Here is a 15153-nt window from a genome sequence, read left to right as displayed (position 1 = left end):
GGGCTAGTGATCGTGAGGAAACCGGTATATGAGTAGTGTTCTGACAATCCGCGGCGGAGTCCCGCTTACAGGCCGCGTCAGCGTCCGCGGGGCAAAGAATCTTGTACCGAAGGCCATGGTGGCAGCACTGCTGGGCAACGAACCCTCGGTGTTGCGCAACGTGCCGGAGATCAAGGACGTCGAGGTCGTCACGTCCCTGCTGAAGCTGCATGGCGTGACCGTGGAGAAGGACCCGGTCAGCGGAGACCTTACCCTCGATCCGACGTCGGCGAAGACGGCCTCAAGCACCGCCATCGATGCGCACGCCGGCGATTCCCGGATCCCCATCCTGCTGTGCGGCCCCCTGATCCACGCCATTGGGGAAGCGTTCATCCCCGACCTCGGCGGCTGCAAGATCGGCGACCGCCCCATCGACTACCACCTGGACGTCCTGCGCCAGTTTGGCGCCGTCGTGGAAAAGCGCCCCGGCGGGATCCACATCTCGGCACCCAAGGGACTGCACGGCGCCAAGATCTCGCTGCCGTACCCGTCCGTCGGAGCCACCGAGCAGGTCCTCCTCAGCGCCACCCGCGCGGAAGGCATCACGGAGCTCTCCGGTGCCGCCACCGAGCCCGAGGTCATCGACCTGATCGCCGTGCTGCAGAAGATGGGCGCCATCATCAGCGTCCAGACGGACCGGACCATCCGCATTGAGGGCGTCCGCGATCTGGGCGGCTACAACCACCGCGCGCTCTCGGACCGCAACGAGTCCGCATCCTGGGCCTCGGCCGCCCTGGTTACCCGCGGCGACATCTTCGTTGAAGGCGCATCCCAGCGCGACATGATGACCTTCCTGAACACCTACCGCAAAGTGGGCGGCGGGATGGACATCGGCGAGGACGGCATCCGGTTCTACCACAGGGGCGGCAAGCTCAACCCGCTGGTCCTTGAAACAGACGTGCACCCCGGGTTCATGACGGACTGGCAGCAGCCGCTGGTGGTCGCGTTGACCCAGGCCGAGGGCGTATCAATCGTCCACGAAACGGTATACGAGAACCGCTTTGGCTTCACCGACGCCCTCATCCGCATGGGCGCCAGCATCCAGGTCCACCGGGAGTGCCTCGGCAGCGTCCCGTGCCGGTTCGGCCAGCGCAACTTCCTGCACTCGGCCGTTATCTCCGGTCCCACCCAGCTCAAGGGAACGGATATCGACGTGCCGGACCTGCGCGGCGGGTTCAGCCATCTCATCGCTGCCCTGGCCGCCACCGGAACTTCCCGGGTCACGGGCATCGACATCATCAACCGCGGCTACGAGCGCTTCACCGAAAAGCTCGCCGGCCTCGGTGCCGACTTCGACATCGCCACCACGAAGTAGCGGCGGACCGTGAAGGAAACTGCCAAAAGCAGGGCCACGTTTGTGTTCATCGCCGGGATCGCCCGCCCGCTGCTGAACCTCATGATGGCCAAGAAATGGGAAGGCACCGAGAAACTGCCTGCCGGCGGCTTCATTGCCGCGCCCAACCACTGCACCGAGATCGATCCCCTGGTTGTGGGCCACATGCTTTACAACCAAGGGCGTGCCCCGCACTTCCTGGCCAAGGCCGGCCTGTTCAAAGTCCCCGGCCTGGGCTGGCTCCTGAACGCGACCAAGCAGGTCCCCGTTGAGCGTTCGACGACGGGCGCGAACCGGTCGCTGCAGGTGGCCCAGGAGATCGTGGCCGAGGGCGGAGCAATTATCATCTATCCGGAGGGCACATTGACCCGCGACCCCGCACTCTGGCCCATGAAAGGCCATACGGGTGCGGCCAGGCTCGCCCTTGAAGGCGGAATTCCCGTCGTCCCGATCGCCCACTGGGGCGCCCACGAGGTGTTCCCCCGCTACGGCAAGCGGTTCCACGTGTTCCCGCGGAAGCTCTCCCGGGTAGTGGTGGGGGACCCGGTGGACCTCAGCGCCTTCAGCGGCCGCCCGTTGGACAAAGCGACGCTGACCGAAGCCACCGAGGTCATCATGGCCGCGATCACCGGCCTGCTGGCGGGCCTCCGCGGCGAACAGCCGCCGGCCGAACGCTGGGATCCGGCCAAGCAGCAACAAGCCAAGCACGGACGGTTCATCGACCGCGGACAGCCCGGCCCGGAAACGGAAGCACAGTGACCGTTGACCGAAAGCCGGGATCGGCCCGGACCGTGGCTGTCCTGGGCGCCGGTTCGTGGGGGACCACCTTCGCCAAGATCCTCGCAGACGCAGCCGGGGCCGCCGGCAGCCCGCGCGGGATCAAGGTGTGGGGCAGGCGCGCCGAGGTGGTGGACCAGATCAACCGGGACCACCGCAACAGCGACTACCTCAAGGACATCGTCCTGCCCGCCAGCATCACCGCTTCCACCGACGTCCGGGAGGTGCTGGCCGGGGCCGATCTTGTGGTGGTGGCCGTCCCTGCCCAATCCCTCCGCCCGCAGCTGCGGGAGTGGAAGGACATGATCGAGCCCGGAGCCGTCGTCGTATCCCTCATGAAGGGCCTCGAACTTGGCACGGATGCCCGCATGAGCGAGGTCATCAGCCAGGAACTGGGCCTGCCGCCCGAACGCATCGCCGTGGTCTCCGGACCCAACCTGGCCATGGAAATCGCGCGCGAAGAGCCGACGGCGTCGGTAGTGGCCTGCACGGATTCCGCGACCGCCGGATGGCTCGCACGGACCTGCACGGCACCGTACTTCCGTCCCTACACCACGTCGGACGTCGTCGGGGTCGAAATCGGCGGCATCGTCAAGAACGTGATCGCGCTGGCCGTGGGCATCTGCGAAGGCAAGGAAATGGGAGACAACACCAAAGCCTCGGTCATTACCCGCGGCCTGGCGGAGACCTCCCGCCTTGCGCTGGCCCTCGGCGGTGAAGCCAAGACCATGGCCGGCCTTGCCGGGCTCGGGGATCTGGTGGCGACCTGCTCATCCGCGTTGTCCCGCAACCACACCGCCGGCCGGCTCCTCGGCCAGGGGCTGACCCTGGAGGAGGTGGGCCGCAAAATGACCCAGACCGCCGAAGGCATCAAGTCCGGCCAGGCCGTGCACGAACTTGCCGGTAAGCTCGGCGTCGAAATGCCTATCACCGCCGCCGTCGTCGCGGTGCTGGCAGGCAAGCTGTCCGTTGACCAACTGGGGCCTGTCCTGCTGTCCCGGGAATTGAAACCTGAAGGCGATCACTGACCATGTCCCAAGACACACCCACCACAGGGGAAACGGCGAGCAGCAGGAAACCGCGGGTAGCCGTGCTGTTCGGCGGCCGTTCCAGCGAGCACGCCGTAAGTTGCGTGACGGCAGCCGGCGTGCTCGGCGCCATCGACAGGGACAAGTACGAGGTCATCCCGATCGGGATCGCCAAGACCGGGCAATGGGTCCTGGCGCCGGCCGATACCGCGCAATGGTCCCTGGCGGCCTCATCGTTGCCGGAAGTTTCGCCGTCTGCCCAGACCGTGACCCTGGCCGAGATCGGCGGCGAACACCAGTTGATTGTCGCTTCCCCCAACGAAGTACCCCAGGAACTGGGTGCCGTGGACGTCGTCTTCCCGCTCCTGCACGGACCCTTCGGCGAAGACGGCACCATTCAGGGGCTCCTGGAATTGTCGGACACCCGCTACGTCGGCGCCGGTGTCCTGGCTTCCGCCGTCGGCATGGACAAGCACTACATGAAAGTGGTCTTCGAAGCCGCCGGGCTCCGCGTTGGCCCCTACCTGGCGGTCACCGACAGGCAATGGCGCAATGACCCCGAATCCGTCCGCAAACAAGTGGACCGGCTGGGCTTCCCCGTTTTCGTCAAGCCCGCACGCGCTGGCTCATCCATGGGCATTTCCAAAGTGGACTCCCTCGACGAGCTCGACGCCGCGATTGAGGAAGCACGCCGGCACGACCTCAAACTGGTCATCGAGGCCGGAATCGTGGGACGCGAAATTGAGTGTGCGGTCTTGGAAGGCAGGGGAACGGACGCTCCCCGGACCTCCATGCCGGGGGAGATATCAGTCGCCGGCGGCACCCACGAGTTCTATGATTTCAACGCCAAGTACGTCGAGGACGATGCCGCCGCGCTGAGTTGCCCGGCGGACATTCCGGCGGAAGCCATCTCGAGGGTCCGTGAGCTCGCTGCGCTGGCCTTCGAAGCCGTGGGCGCTGAGGGCTTGAGCCGGGTCGACTTCTTCTACACCCCCGACGGCGAGCTGATCATCAATGAGATCAACACCATGCCCGGGTTCACGCCCAAGAGCATGTACCCGCAAATGTGGGCGGCCTCGGGACTTGGCTACGCAGACCTGATCGATGAGCTCATCCACCTGGCGCTGCACCGGAAGACCGGCCTCCGCTGAGGCCTCGGGCTGGACTGCGGGCCCATCCCGGTGGGTGGGCCCGCAGAACCTACTTGCTCTGCGGGAGGTTCTGCAGGTCTTCCTGGCCCACGCAGTTCCGCACCGACGGGACCTTCGCGGCGGCGCCCGCGAGGTCCGCAAGGACGGTTGCGGAGCTGATCTTGTCCGGGTCCATGAGGATCTCGGTGGCCGGTTCCCGGCCGTAAGTGGTCAGCGTCCACACCGGGTCGCCTTCCTTGATGACCCAGTCGACGCCGTTGACGGTCACACAGCGGTCCGTCGTCGGACCCGGTACGTTGACGCCGCAGCGGAGGATGACCAGCGACGGATCACCCCACGCGGCAGTTGCCTGGCTGTTGGTCTTTCGCAGCCGGGAATCGCCGATCGCATCCGGCAGGGCCACCATCATGGGCGCGCAGGCAGGGTTTGCCGCGTCCTTGGCGGCGGTAACGTCGACTGCGGGGGAGCACGCAGTCATGGACAGGGCAACGACTGCCCCAAAAACTGCCATCCTGGTGGCGCGGGCGGTCAGGGGCAGCTGGGGATGGTGCATGGTTCCAGCCTATCGCCGCCGGCGCCCCCGCCAGGACACGATGTCGGCCGGTCGCGGTAGCGTAGTGGCGTGCCTGAAGACCTCCGAAACCGCGTTGACCGCCAGCCCACCGTCGCGGGCCTTTCCGAATCAGACCTGCTGGCCCGGATCTTCCCGCGCCTGCGGATGGCGGGCTCCCACACGGCAAGCACGCTGCTGGGCCCTGGAGACGATGCCGCCATCGTCGCTGCCCCGGACGGCAGGGCCGTGGTCAGCATCGACACCCAAGTCCAGGACCAGGATTTCCGCCTCCTCTGGCCCAACGGCTACCGCACCACAGGATTCGACGTCGGGTGGAAAGCCGCCGCACAGAACCTCAGCGACATCAACGCGATGGGTGCCACCGCCACCTCGATGGTGGTCAGCCTCACCCTGCCGGTGGACACGCCGGTCAGCTGGGTGGAAGACCTGGCGGACGGCCTGAGAGCCGGAATCCAGGCCCTCGGAGCCACCGGGTGTTCCGTTGCCGGCGGGGACCTGGGCCGAGGCCGCGAAATTTCCGTGACGGTCGCCGTCCTGGGATCGCTCGACGGCGGCCGGGCTGTCCTGCGTTCCGGGGCCCGGCCGGGAGACATCCTGGCCTTGGCGGGAACCGTCGGGCACGCCGCTGCCGGCCTGGCCCTGCTGGAATCCGGCATCGCCGCGGACACCCTCGGCCCCGCCGAACGGATCTACCCCGAGCTGCAGTGCCGGCCCCGGCCGCCCCTGTGGGCGGGACCGGCTGCACGGGCGGCGGGGGCGACTGCCATGCTTGATATCTCGGACGGACTCCTGCGGGACGGGCACCGGCTGGCGGCCGCCAGCAACGTCGCCGTTGACCTCGATCCCGCCCGGCTGGCGCACCTTGCCGAACTGCTGCGCCCGGCCGCGACCCTCCTGGACGCGGACCCGGCACCCTGGGTGCTGGCCGGCGGCGAGGACCACGGCCTGCTGGCCACTTTCCCGGCCGGTATTCAGCTGCCACCCGGATTCACTGCGATAGGCTCGGTACATGCACTCGGAACCGACGAAGGCCCGGGCGTCCTGATAGCGGGCCGGGCCGCGGACACCGGGGGATGGGATCACTTTGCACACTAAGGTTGCCGCCAACGCGCTGGCGATGAAGAGGTGGCTGGGCAAGGCGGAAACGGCCCTGGGCAACCACAGCGACCGGCTCAACGCCATCAACATCTTCCCGGTGGCCGACGGCGATACCGGTACCAACCTCTACCTCACCGTTCGCGCCGCAGCCCGCTCGCTGGTGCTCGCCGACGACCAGCCCGCCCCGGTGGACGTCGGTGAAGTCCTCGCCACGGCAGGGCAGGCGGCCATGGAGGAAGCCCGGGGAAACTCCGGCACCCTCTTCTCCGTGTTCCTGTGCGCAGCGGCCGAGCCCCTGGCCGGCCACACCAGGGTGACGTCCACGCTCCTGTCGGCCGCACTGAACCGCGCCCAGATCCGCGCCTGGTCCGCCCTCAGCGATCCCGTCCCCGGAACCATGCTTTCCGTCATGGAAGCAGCCGCCCGCGCCGCGGCCGCCGTGGACGCGGCCCAGGACGGGGACGACAGCAACCACGCGCTGGGCCTTGCCCTGGACGCCGCGGTGGAGGGGGCCCTGGCAGCGGTGATCCACACCGAAGAGCAGCTCGATGCCCTGCAGTCCGCCCACGTCGTCGATGCCGGCGGGGTGGGAATGCTGCTCATCCTGGACTGCCTGCGCTCGGCGGTCCTGGGCGAGGAACTGCAGAACGAACTCCTCGACGGCCTGCACGGCTACGACGTCTCCGATCCCCACATCCACACCGCCATGCCCGACGCCGACGGCGTGGAAGTCATGTGCACCATCAGCCTGTCGCCGCTGGACGCCGCCACCCTCCGGCAGCGCCTGGACGAAATCGGCGAGTCCGTCATCATGAGCCAGGTTGGCGGCGGCGTTGACCCGGACGGGAAGTACCGGTGGCGGGTGCATGTGCACGTGCCGCACCCGGACCAGGCCGTCGCCGTCATCAGGTCCCTGGGCGAGCCGTCCCAGATCAGCGTCAGCGAACTTGCGCTGCCCCGGGACCCGGACATGGACGCAGTGAACACCGGCGGGCATGAACGCTGAGCTCGACCTGGCCCTGGAGCGGCGCATCGGCAAGCGCTCGGCAGCGGTCATTGAGAAACACCTCGGGATCACCACCGTGGACGGACTCCTGAATTACTTCCCGCGCCGTTACATGAGCCGCGGTGAGCTGACCCCCATCAGTGAGCTGCCGCTGGACGAGGACGTCACCCTGATCGCCCGGGTGCTGTCCAGCAGCACGCGCACCATGCAGGCCCGCCGGGGAACCATCACCGACGTCATCGTCTCCGACGACGACGGTCAGCAGGGGCTCCGGCTGGTGGGCGGCCGGGACTTCCGCGGAAAGGTGCCCGGAACCCTCAAAATCAGCTTTTTTAACGGGTACAAAGCCAAAACAGAACTCCTGCAGGGGCGGCGGGCCCTGTTTTCCGGGAAGGTCACCAGTTTCAAGGGACAACTGGGCCTGACAAACCCCGATTTCCAGCTGGTGGACGAAGATCCGTTCACCGACAGTGGCCAGGACCCGGAGAAACTCGCCGCCATGCCCATCCCGGTGTACCCGGCAACCGCCAAGCTTCCCAGCTGGAAGATCCAGAAGACCATCGCCACGCTCCTGGAGACACTCGACCTCGACGCCCTGCCGGACCCGGTGCCAACCGAGGTTTCCGCCCGTGAAGGGTTTCTGCCGGTGTCCGGCGCCTACCGGTTGATCCACGTACCCGAGTCCGCCGACGACTGGCACAGGGCCCGGGACCGCCTCCGCTACCACGAGGCCTTGGTGCTGCAGTCAGCGCTGGCGCGGCGCCGCGCCCAGCTCGCTGCCGAGGAAGCCACGGCCCGCCGCCCGGTGGGCGACGGCCTCCTGGCCGCCTTCGACGCCAACCTGCCGTTCACGCTCACAGCCGGCCAATCCGCCGTCGGCCAAACCCTCGCTGCGGAACTGGCGCGCGACACCCCCATGAATCGGCTGCTGCAGGGCGAGGTCGGCTCGGGCAAGACCGTCGTGGCGCTGCGTGCCATGCTGCAGGTCATCGACGCCGGCGGCCAGGCCGCGCTCCTGGCCCCTACCGAAGTGCTCGCGGCCCAGCATTATGACTCCATCCGGCGCAGCCTTGGCGCGCTGTCCGGCGACGGCTTGCTGGGCGGTCTGGCCGGCGGAAGCGGCGTTTCCGTGCAGGTCACGCTGCTGACCGGCTCCATGCCCACCGCGGCGCGCAGGCAAGCCATGCTGGATGCCGCCTCCGGGACGGCCGGAATCATCATCGGCACCCACGCGCTCCTGGGTGACAACGTCTCCTTCTACGACCTCGGACTCATCGTGGTGGACGAGCAGCACCGTTTCGGCGTGGAGCAGCGCGACGCCCTGCGGGCCAAGGCGCGCAAGCCCCCGCACCTGCTGGTCATGACAGCCACCCCCATCCCGCGGACCGTTGCCATGACGGTTTTCGGGGACCTGGAGACGTCAACCCTCAGCGAACTGCCCAAAGGCCGGGCCCCGATCACCACCCACCTCGTGGGCCTCGCGGAGAATCCCGCCTGGGCGGCGCGGATCTGGGCGCGCGCCCGCGAGGAGATCGATGCCGGGCGCCAGGTGTACGTGGTCTGTCCCAAGATCGGGACGGACGACGACGGCGACTTCAGCCCCGGCGAAGCCGCACCTCCGGGGGCGGAGGGAGAGGACGGGCGGGAGCTTGCGTCCGTCACCGCTGTCGTGGAGCATTTGCTGGCCGAGCCGTCCCTGGCAGGGGTGCCGCTAGCCCCGCTGCACGGACGCCAGGAGCCGGAGCTGAAGACGGAGACGATGGCCGGCTTCACCGCCAACCGCATCAAGCTGCTCGTCTCCACCACCGTGATCGAAGTGGGCGTGGATGTGCACAACGCCACCCTGATGGTCATCCTGGACGCCGACAGGTTCGGGATCTCGCAGCTGCACCAGCTCCGCGGGCGCGTCGGCCGTGGCGGACTGCCCGGCACCTGCCTGCTGGTCACCGCCCTGGAGCCGGGGCATCCCAGCCGGCGGCGACTGGAAGCCGTGGTGGCCACCACGGACGGGTTCGTCCTCTCGCAGGAAGACCTCAAGCTGCGCCGCGAAGGCGATATCCTGGGCGCTTCCCAGTCCGGCGGACGTTCCACCCTTAAACTCCTGCGCGTCCTCGAACACGAAGACGTCATCGCCCGGGCAAGGGAAGACGCCCAGCACATCGTCGGCGGGGACCCGTTGCTGGCGGGCCACCCCGAACTCGCCGATGCCATCGAGAAGTACCTCAACCCCGAGAAGGAGGCGTTCCTTGAACGCGGTTAGCACGGCAGGGCCCCAGGGCGCGGACGGACGGCGGCGGCCGCGATGACACGGATAATCTCCGGCGCCGCGGGCGGTACCCCGCTGAACGCGGTCCCGGGTTCCTTGACCCGGCCCACCACCGACCGCGTCAAGGAAGCGCTGTTCTCCCGGCTCGACGCTTTTGGCGTGATCTCGGGAGCCAGGGTTCTGGACCTGTACGCGGGCTCCGGATCCCTGGGGGTGGAAAGTGCCAGCAGGGGAGCGCAGTCCGTGGATTTGGTGGAGTCCGACGCCAAGGCCAGCGCGGTGTGCCAGCGCAATGCGGACCTCATCGACGGCGTGCTTGGCCGCAAGACCGTCAGCGTGCACCGGGCCAGGGTGGAGCCCTTCCTTGACCGCGCGCCCGGCAACGCTGCCTGGGACCTCGTGTTCCTGGACCCGCCCTATCCCCTGGAGGAAGCGGCGCTGGCCGCGGTGCTCCAAAAGCTCGCCGGCCACCTGGCAGCAGGGGCTGTGGTGGTGGTGGAGCGGTCCTCGCGTTCTCCGGAGCCCGAGTGGCCCGATGGGATGGCACGGTTTGCGGACAAGAAGTACGGCGAGACCCGGTTGTGGTTCGCCGAGCCGTCGGTGCCCGATGCCATCTCCGCCGACGACCTGCCGGACGGGACCGAGGGGTAGGGCCTGGCCTTAGGCCGAGAAGGGGTCCAGGTCCACGCCGGACAGGACCCGGGCAGGGTGGGGGCCACGGGCCGCCAGCTCTGTTGTCCACGACTCCGGCCAGGGGCCCTGCGTTCCTGCCAGGATGACGTTTCCCGGGTACCGTGCCTCGAACATTCCGGCTTCCCCGAATGCGGCAACATCGGCCATGGCCTCGCGCATGGCCGCCACCTGGCTCCTGACCAGCGTGAGGGCGGGCTCGTCGCCCACATTGACGATCAGCACCCCGTCCGGGCTCAGCCGTCCCCGCGCCTCCCGGTAGAAACCACTGGACGCGATGTGGGCAGGCGCCTCCGGCCCGGAAAAGATGTCCAGGATGACGACGTCGAATGCCAGTCCCGGGGCCAGCGTGCCTAGTGCCTCCCGGGCATCGCCGATCATCGTGGTCAGGTCCGTGCCTTCGGGCAGGGGCAGGTGCCGCAGGACAAAGTCCAGCAGTTCGCGTTCCAGCTCCACCGCGTACTGCGGTGAGCCGGGCCGGGTGGCCTGGATGTAGCGTGCAAGGGTCAGCGCACCGGCGCCCAAGTGCAGGGCTTTCACCGGTTCCCCTGACGGTGCGGCGAGATCCACCAGGTGGCCGATCCTGCGCAGGTATTCGTAGAAAATCTCGTCGGGCCGGCTGAGGTTGACATGGGACTGTTCCGCCCCGCCGATGCTGAGCACGTAGCCGCCGTCCGTGAACGTGTCCGGTTCGATGGTGGCGTGCTGTCCGGTGGTCCGCAGGAACCGGCTCGCAGGTCCCGCGACGCCGCCGGACATCAGAGCCTGCCGCGGAGCGTTGCCAGCCGTGAGGCGGCCTCCTCCAGGACATCGGTCTTCTTGCAGAAGGCGAAGCGCAGCAGGCTTCTTGTCCGTTCCGCACCCTCGGGGTGGCAGAACACGGGGACCGGGATGGCGGCAACTCCCACCAACGCCGGCAGGCGCCGGGCGAGGTCCAGGGCATCGGTGATGCCGAGCGGTGCGGTGTCCACGTTGACGAAGTAGGTGCCGCGGGGCGTGAAGACATCGAACCCGGCGTCCCTGAGTCCCGCGCTGAGGATGTCCCGTTTTTTCTCCAGGGTGGCCGCAATGCCGTGGAAGAAAGCGTCCGGCTGGCCCAGGCCCGTGGCGATTGCCGCCTGGAACGGGGTCCCGGAACTGTAGGTGAGGAATTGCTTCACGGTACGCACCGCGGCCACCAGGTCCTCCGGCCCGGTGAGCCAGCCCACCTTCCATCCCGTCAGTGAGAACGTCTTCCCCGCGGAGGAGATGGTGATGGTGATCCCGGCGGCCCCGGGCAGCGTTGCCACCGGGATATGGTGGACGCCGAACGTCAGGTGCTCGTACACCTCGTCGGTGACGATGATGCTTCCGTGCTTGGCTGCAAGGTCCACGACGCGCTGCAGCACGGCTTCCGGAAAAACGGCGCCGGTGGGATTGTGCGGGTTGTTCAGCAGGACCACCCGGGTGCGGTCGCTGAATGCCGATTCCAGGGCGGAGAGGTCGGGCATGAAGTCCGGCGCGGCCAGCGGCACGGTCACATGGGTGGCGCCCGTGAGGCCGATGACCGCACCGTAGGAGTCATAGAAGGGTTCGAACGTCAGGACTTCGTCGCCGGGCCCGGCGAACGCCAGCAGCGAGGCAGCGATGCCTTCGGTGGCCCCGGTGGTGATGATGACCTCCGTGGCGGGATCGGGCGTCAACCCGTAGAAGCGTTCCTGGTGCGCGGCCACCGCCTCGCGGAGTTCGGGGATGCCTCTGCCGGGTGCGTACTGGTTGGCTCCGGCGGCGATGGCCGCACGCGCCGCCTCCCTGATCTCCAGCGGCCCGTCCTCGTCCGGGAAGCCCTGGCCCAGGTTGATGGCACCGGTCCGGACGGCAAGGGTGGTCATCTCTTCGAAGATGGTGACCCCCAGTCCGCCGTCGGGCGCCAGCAGGTTGGCGCCGAGCGCGGTCCGCTGCCAGGGAGCAGGTGCCAGGGGCGTGGAATGTTCCCGTGGAGGATGCATCCAGTCATGGTATCCCGGCCTTTCCATGGGGTAGGTTCGGAGCATGAGACGCGCTGTGTGCCCCGGATCCTTCGACCCCATCCACAACGGCCATCTCGAAGTCATTGCCAGGGCTGCCGGCCTTTTTGATGAGGTCATCGTGGCCATCTCCACCAACTACGCCAAGAAGTACATGTTCACCTTGGAAGAGCGGCTGGACATGGCGCGTGAGACGTTGGCTTCGCTCAAGGGGATCGTGGTGGAGCCTGTCGGCGCGGGACTCCTGGCGGAATACTGCCGCCACCGTGGGGTGTCCGCCATCGTCAAAGGGCTGCGCTCGTCGTCGGATTTTGACTACGAGCTGCCCATGGCGACGATGAACCGGCAGCTGAGCGGGGTGGAAACGGTGTTCCTCCCGGCGGAAGCCAGCTACGTCCACTTGTCGTCCACCCTGATCAAGGAGGTGGCGGCACTGGGCGGGAGCGTCTCCGATTACGTGCCCCGCTCGGTGCACCGCCGCCTGGTGACCGGCGAGCCTGGCCCGGATCAGCAGCCAAGACGGTAGGCTGGATGGGTACTTCGGCGCCGCCGCATGCCGGTTTGAGTCACCATGGCTCTTCAGGCTAAGATGGTACGTCGGTCATATGTTCAACAGGAGTTCTCATTAAAAGAGATGCTGGTTCGCCCCTGGCGTTCGACGTCAAGGACCTCGGGCGCAGCCCGGGAAGCATGCGGACACTGAAGGAACATGTACCCGCACCGGGTGATCTTGGTGTGGCGCTCATTGGTGTTCAGGAAGGCTCGGATGTCGAGCTCGACCTGAGGCTTGAGGCCGTACACGAAGGAATTCTGGTATCAGGAACTGCAGCCGTCGAAGTAACCGGCGAATGCGGCCGATGCCTGGATCCCCTTGCGTATGACCTTGAGGTCAATGTGCAAGAACTTTTCTTCTATGAAGGCGCTGAGCTTTCGGACGGAGAAGAAGATGAAGAGCAACGTCGAGTCGAGCACGATGTAATCGATCTTGAACCGGTGTTGCGGGACGCGGTTGTCACCAACCTGCCGTTCCAGCCGGTGTGCCGGGAAGACTGCCAGGGCCTTTGCTCCGAATGCGGAGTTCGCCTGGAAGACGAGCCGGGGCACCACCACGAGGTCCTGGATCCTCGCTGGGCTGCCCTAGCTGATATGGCTAAGCCTGACCGGCAAAATTGATTTGTACGTGTTTGTCTAGAGAGAAATGAGTTAGCCGTGGCTGTTCCCAAGCGGAAAATGTCTCGCTCGAATACCCGCGCCCGCCGCTCGCAGTGGAAGGCGACCGCCCCCCACCTGGTGAAGACCGTTGAGAACGGCCAGGTCACCTACAGCCTGCCGCACCAGGCAAAGGTCGTTACCGACTCTGCTGGCACCGCGCTGTTCCTTGAGTACAAGGGCCGCAAGGTCGCTGACGTCTAATCGGCCCAACAGGCTGACTGATGTCGTCAACTGAAGAGCTTCTGAAGCGTCTCGGTGTCTCTATTGACGCCGGGACGCTTCGTCTTGCGCTCACCCACCGTTCGTATGCCTACGAGAATGGCGGCATACCCACCAACGAGCGGCTCGAGTTCCTGGGGGACTCCATCCTGGGCTTCTCCGTGACCGATGCCCTGTACCGGGACAACCCGGACCTGCCCGAAGGCGAGCTCGCCAAGCGCCGGTCCGCCGTCGTCAGCACCCGTGCCCTGGCCGGCATTGGACGCAGCCTGGGCATTGGCGAATACATCTACCTGGGGCAGGGCGAAAAGCTCACCCACGGGAAGAACAAGGCCTCTATCCTCGCGGACACCATGGAGGCCCTGATCGGCGCCACCTACGTCTCCAACGATATCGAGACCGCCCGCCAGCTGGTTATGCGGCTGATCGGCCCGATGCTGAAGGATGCCGCCGTCCTGGGCGCCGGAACCGACTGGAAAACCAGCATCCAGGAACTGGCTGCCAGCCGGCAGCTCGGAAGCATCCACTACGCCGTGGACGGCTCGGGTCCGGACCACGCCCGCACGTTCACTGCCGTCCTGAACATCGGCGGCAACGCCTACGGCAAGGGCTCCGGGCACTCCAAAAAGGAAGCCGAGCAGGAAGCGGCCGCCGACGCCTGGCGGGTGCTTTCCGGGGCTGAAGCCCACGATGCCGCTGGTACGTCCGCCGGCTCCGCAGCTGCGAAGTAGCCTCCGTGCCGGAACTGCCCGAGGTTGAGGTGGTGCGCCGCGGCCTGGTTCGCTGGGTCCGCGGCAGGACCATCCAAACCGTCGACGTCCTGGACCCGCGCTCCATCCGCCGGCACGCCCTTGGGGCCGGGGACTTCATCGGCAACCTTGAGGGCGCCACAGTGTCCGACGTCGTCCGACGCGGCAAATTCCTGTGGCTGCCGCTGACGGACAACGGCATGGCCGGGCCGGGACACGCCGAACAGCACCAGGCACCGGCGGTGGCACTGATGGCCCACTTGGGGATGAGCGGCCAGCTGTTGATGCAGGGCCCCGGCGTTCCCGACGAAAAACACCTCAAAGTACGGCTGGGGCTCAGTCCACGTGAGGGTATGCCGGACCAGCTTCGGTTCGTTGACCAACGGATCTTCGGCGGCCTTTTCGTTACTGCCCTGGTGCCTACGGAGGACGGCGGCCCCGGCGGTCTCGCCGAATCGCCGCTTCCGTTGATCGCAGCGGAGGCAGCCCATATTGCCCGGGACCCGCTGGACCCCGCATTCTCCTTCGACCTCTTCTACCAACGCCTCCGGAAACGCAAAACCGGGCTCAAACGGGCACTCCTGGATCAGGGGCTGGTGTCCGGGATCGGCAACATCTACGCCGACGAAGCCCTGTGGCGCGCAAAACTTCACTACGCGCGGGCCACCGACACGCTCCGCCGCGCCGAGGCCCAGCGGGTCCTGGACAGCGCCCGGGAGGTGATGCTGGACGCCCTGGCGGCCGGGGGCACCAGCTTCGACTCCCTGTACGTCAACGTCAACGGAGCCTCCGGCTACTTCGACAGGTCCCTCAACGCTTACGGACGCCAGGGCGAGCCCTGCAAACGCTGTGCCGCAGCGGGAATCCAGTCGATCATCCGGCGCGAGCAGTTCATGAACCGCTCGTCCCACACGTGCCCGGTCTGCCAGCCCCGGCCGCGGAACGGCCGCTGGTAGGTTTCCACAACAGGTCTGCGGATTCTTCGGTACCCGCGGCTGCGGGCCG

Annotated in this window: 16 protein-coding genes; 13 read left to right on the top strand and 3 right to left on the bottom strand. The window is 67.2% G+C overall.

From position 1 onward, the window contains the following. Positions 1-28 precede the first annotated feature (28 nt). The 4 genes from murA to QRM96_RS12500 are packed head-to-tail and all read left to right on the top strand — an operon-like array spanning position 29 to position 4328. Positions 29-1354 (top strand): UDP-N-acetylglucosamine 1-carboxyvinyltransferase, encoded by a 1326-nt coding sequence (gene murA, locus QRM96_RS12515; RefSeq protein WP_285319885.1) that lies wholly within the window; start codon positions 29-31, stop codon positions 1352-1354. A 9-nt stretch (positions 1355-1363) separates the two neighbouring features. Continuing rightward, on the top strand, positions 1364-2131 hold the full coding sequence (locus QRM96_RS12510) for a lysophospholipid acyltransferase family protein (protein WP_026264221.1): 768 nt from the start codon (positions 1364-1366) through the stop codon (positions 2129-2131). Beyond that, positions 2128-3177 (top strand): NAD(P)H-dependent glycerol-3-phosphate dehydrogenase, encoded by a 1050-nt coding sequence (locus tag QRM96_RS12505; protein WP_018760031.1) that lies wholly within the window; start codon positions 2128-2130, stop codon positions 3175-3177. The genes QRM96_RS12510 and QRM96_RS12505 overlap by 4 nt, the downstream gene beginning before the upstream one ends. A gap of 2 nt (positions 3178-3179) precedes the next feature. Next, on the top strand, positions 3180-4328 hold the full coding sequence (locus tag QRM96_RS12500) for a D-alanine--D-alanine ligase family protein (RefSeq protein WP_285319883.1): 1149 nt from the start codon (positions 3180-3182) through the stop codon (positions 4326-4328). A 49-nt stretch (positions 4329-4377) separates the two neighbouring features. On the opposite strand, the gene QRM96_RS12495 is transcribed toward QRM96_RS12500, so the two are convergent. Beyond that, a complete protein-coding gene (locus QRM96_RS12495; protein WP_018760029.1) occupies positions 4378-4881 on the bottom strand; it encodes a DUF3515 domain-containing protein in 504 nt (167 codons plus the stop codon). A gap of 69 nt (positions 4882-4950) precedes the next feature. On the opposite strand from QRM96_RS12495, the gene thiL reads away from it, so the two are divergent. Genes thiL through rsmD form a run of 4 tightly spaced genes read left to right on the top strand, consistent with a single transcriptional unit; the run spans position 4951 to position 9923 of the window. Continuing rightward, on the top strand, positions 4951-5997 hold the full coding sequence (gene thiL, locus QRM96_RS12490; RefSeq protein ID WP_018760028.1) for a thiamine-phosphate kinase: 1047 nt from the start codon (positions 4951-4953) through the stop codon (positions 5995-5997). A gap of 22 nt (positions 5998-6019) precedes the next feature. After that, positions 6020-7006: a DAK2 domain-containing protein gene (locus QRM96_RS12485; RefSeq protein ID WP_018760027.1), complete on the top strand. Its 987-nt coding sequence runs from the start codon at positions 6020-6022 to the stop codon at positions 7004-7006. Then, positions 6996-9266 carry an ATP-dependent DNA helicase RecG gene (locus tag QRM96_RS12480; RefSeq protein ID WP_285319880.1) on the top strand — a complete coding sequence of 757 codons (2271 nt, stop codon included), beginning with the start codon at positions 6996-6998 and terminating at the stop codon, positions 9264-9266. Before QRM96_RS12485 ends, QRM96_RS12480 begins: the two co-directional genes overlap by 11 nt. Positions 9267-9308: 42 nt before the next feature. Then, positions 9309-9923, top strand: a complete 615-nt coding sequence (rsmD, locus tag QRM96_RS12475; RefSeq protein WP_018760025.1) for a 16S rRNA (guanine(966)-N(2))-methyltransferase RsmD — start codon at positions 9309-9311, stop codon at positions 9921-9923. 9 nt (positions 9924-9932) lie between these two features. Here rsmD and QRM96_RS12470 read toward each other — a convergent pair whose 3' ends face one another. Next, on the bottom strand, positions 9933-10721 hold the full coding sequence (locus QRM96_RS12470) for a spermidine synthase (protein ID WP_285319878.1): 789 nt from the start codon (positions 10719-10721) through the stop codon (positions 9933-9935). Next, entirely contained in the window at positions 10721-11950 is a 1230-nt protein-coding gene (locus QRM96_RS12465) for an aminotransferase class I/II-fold pyridoxal phosphate-dependent enzyme (RefSeq protein ID WP_285319876.1), read from the bottom strand. The genes QRM96_RS12470 and QRM96_RS12465 overlap by 1 nt, the downstream gene beginning before the upstream one ends. A gap of 43 nt (positions 11951-11993) precedes the next feature. On the opposite strand from QRM96_RS12465, the gene coaD reads away from it, so the two are divergent. From coaD to mutM, 5 genes are all read left to right on the top strand, one after another. Next, complete coding sequence (gene coaD / locus QRM96_RS12460) at positions 11994-12494, top strand: pantetheine-phosphate adenylyltransferase (protein WP_026264218.1); 501 nt, start codon at positions 11994-11996, stop codon at positions 12492-12494. Between the two features lie 122 nt (positions 12495-12616). Continuing rightward, positions 12617-13141, top strand: a complete 525-nt coding sequence (locus QRM96_RS12455; protein WP_081624091.1) for a YceD family protein — start codon at positions 12617-12619, stop codon at positions 13139-13141. 36 nt (positions 13142-13177) lie between these two features. After that, positions 13178-13381, top strand: coding sequence for a 50S ribosomal protein L32 (rpmF, locus tag QRM96_RS12450; RefSeq protein ID WP_009356569.1), 204 nt, complete (start codon positions 13178-13180; stop codon positions 13379-13381). Positions 13382-13401: 20 nt separating this feature from the next. Continuing rightward, positions 13402-14130 (top strand): ribonuclease III, encoded by a 729-nt coding sequence (rnc, locus tag QRM96_RS12445; RefSeq protein WP_109045009.1) that lies wholly within the window; start codon positions 13402-13404, stop codon positions 14128-14130. A 5-nt stretch (positions 14131-14135) separates the two neighbouring features. Then, the gene (gene mutM / locus QRM96_RS12440; RefSeq protein ID WP_285319873.1) at positions 14136-15104 is read left to right on the top strand and encodes a bifunctional DNA-formamidopyrimidine glycosylase/DNA-(apurinic or apyrimidinic site) lyase; all 969 of its coding nucleotides are present in this window, start codon (positions 14136-14138) and stop codon (positions 15102-15104) included. Positions 15105-15153 lie beyond the last annotated feature (49 nt).

The organism is Pseudarthrobacter sp. lyk4-40-TYG-27 (genome assembly GCF_030209295.1).
Taxonomy (GTDB): Bacteria; Actinomycetota; Actinomycetes; order Actinomycetales; family Micrococcaceae; genus Arthrobacter.
The sequence above is the reverse complement of the archived record's forward strand: the minus strand, read 5'-3'. Positions and strand labels throughout refer to the sequence as shown.

Excerpts from the sequence above, each read along its gene's own strand:
- murA (WP_285319885.1), top strand. The coding sequence starts at position 29 with ATGAGTAGTGTTCTGACAATCCGCGGCGGAGTCCCGCTTACAGGCCGC.
- QRM96_RS12500 (WP_285319883.1), top strand. The coding sequence starts at position 3,180 with ATGTCCCAAGACACACCCACCACAGGGGAAACGGCGAGCAGCAGGAAA.
- QRM96_RS12495 (WP_018760029.1), bottom strand. The coding sequence starts at position 4,881 with ATGCACCATCCCCAGCTGCCCCTGACCGCCCGCGCCACCAGGATGGCA.
- QRM96_RS12485 (WP_018760027.1), top strand. The coding sequence starts at position 6,020 with ATGAAGAGGTGGCTGGGCAAGGCGGAAACGGCCCTGGGCAACCACAGC.
- QRM96_RS12480 (WP_285319880.1), top strand. The coding sequence starts at position 6,996 with ATGAACGCTGAGCTCGACCTGGCCCTGGAGCGGCGCATCGGCAAGCGC.
- rsmD (WP_018760025.1), top strand. The coding sequence starts at position 9,309 with ATGACACGGATAATCTCCGGCGCCGCGGGCGGTACCCCGCTGAACGCG.
- QRM96_RS12470 (WP_285319878.1), bottom strand. The coding sequence starts at position 10,721 with ATGTCCGGCGGCGTCGCGGGACCTGCGAGCCGGTTCCTGCGGACCACC.
- QRM96_RS12465 (WP_285319876.1), bottom strand. The coding sequence starts at position 11,950 with ATGCATCCTCCACGGGAACATTCCACGCCCCTGGCACCTGCTCCCTGG.
- coaD (WP_026264218.1), top strand. The coding sequence starts at position 11,994 with ATGAGACGCGCTGTGTGCCCCGGATCCTTCGACCCCATCCACAACGGC.
- rnc (WP_109045009.1), top strand. The coding sequence starts at position 13,402 with ATGTCGTCAACTGAAGAGCTTCTGAAGCGTCTCGGTGTCTCTATTGAC.